This window comes from Rubrivivax albus (assembly GCF_004016515.1).
GTDB classification, from domain to species: domain Bacteria; phylum Pseudomonadota; class Gammaproteobacteria; order Burkholderiales; family Burkholderiaceae_C; genus Rubrivivax; species Rubrivivax albus.
Genome location: NZ_SACT01000034.1, coordinates 1 through 1,334, shown reverse-complemented (window position 1 = coordinate 1,334; position 1,334 = coordinate 1). Strand labels below are relative to the sequence as shown.

General features: G+C 60.0%; 1 protein-coding gene. It reads left to right on the top strand.

What is annotated here, in order from left to right; translation table 11 throughout:
* Positions 1-93 precede the first annotated feature (93 nt).
* On the top strand, positions 94-1,200 hold the full coding sequence (locus ENE75_RS24630) for an IS5 family transposase (RefSeq protein ID WP_128201768.1): 1,107 nt from the start codon (positions 94-96) through the stop codon (positions 1,198-1,200).
* The last annotated feature ends 134 nt before the right edge of the window (positions 1,201-1,334 follow it).

The window sequence follows — 1,334 nt, the reverse complement described above, 5'->3', positions numbered from 1 at the left end:
CAGGCTGCTGAAATACTCCCCACCGTCGTTTCCCGGTTGACGTCTTGCCAGGACAATTGAGGCAACCCAACCGACCAGACAGACAAGCCAGACATGCGCGGAGCCGACACCTTCACCGAGAGCCTGTTCACCATGCGCCACCTCGATGACTTCGTGCCCGCCGATCACCCCTTGCGCGTGATCCGTGTGATGGTCAATAAAGCCCTGGCCAACATGGACGAGCTGTTTGCCCGGATGTATGCGGCCGACATCAAAGGCGGGCGCCCCAGCATTGCTCCCGAGAAGCTGCTGCGCGCCATGCTCATCCAGGTGCTCTACAGCGTGCGCTCGGAGCGCCAGCTCATGGAGCAGACCCAGTACAACCTTCTGTTTCGCTGGTTCATTGGCCTGGCCATGGACGATGCCGTTTGGGTGCCCACCGTCTTCAGCAAAAACCGCGAACGCCTGATCGAGCACGATGCGGTCATCGAGTTCTTCAATCAGATCGTGCAACAAGCCCAGGAACAGGAACTGCTCTCGGGCGAGCACTTCAGCGTGGATGGCACCCTGATCCAGGCCTGGGCGGGCCACAAGAGCTTTGTGCGCAAAGACCGCCAAGGCGACGACGATACCGACGCGGGGAACTTCAAAGACCAAAAGCGCAGCAACGACACCCACGAGTCCACAACGGACGCGGATGCAAGGCTGTACCGCAAGGGCAAGACGGCCAGCGAGTTGCGCTTCATGGGCCACACACTCACCGACAACCGCCACGGGCTGGTGGTCAGCGCCGTGGTCACCAAGGCCGACGGACATGCAGAGCGCGAAGCGGCCAAGGCCATGATCAACGATGCGCGACAGGCACTGCCCGGCGATGACCCCATCACGATCACGCTGGGCGCAGACAAGGGTTACGACGCCAAGGAGTTCATCGACGCGCTGCAAGAGATGAACGTGCTGCCCCATGTGGCGCAGAACAAATCAGGTCGTCAATCGGCGGTGCCTGACAGGATCGCGGGCAGCGAAGGCTACGCCATCTCCCAGCAAAAGAGAAAGCTGATCGAACAAGGCTTTGGCTGGGCCAAGACGGTGGGGCACATGCGTCAGGTGGTGGTGCGCGGGATCAAGAAGGTTGATCAGATGTTTGTGCTGACGATGGCGGGCTACAACCTCACGCGACTGCGCAGCTTGGGGCAAATCCGTCTGCAGGGGCAGATGTGAAGGCAAAAGGGGCAAAAAAACCGTGCTTTGCGACTGAAAGCAGGCGATTTTGAGGGGTTGACTTTCAGGATACGGAAAAATGCGGCTACAGCCGCTGAACAGGTTCGGACGCTGGGGAGTATTTCAGCAGCCTG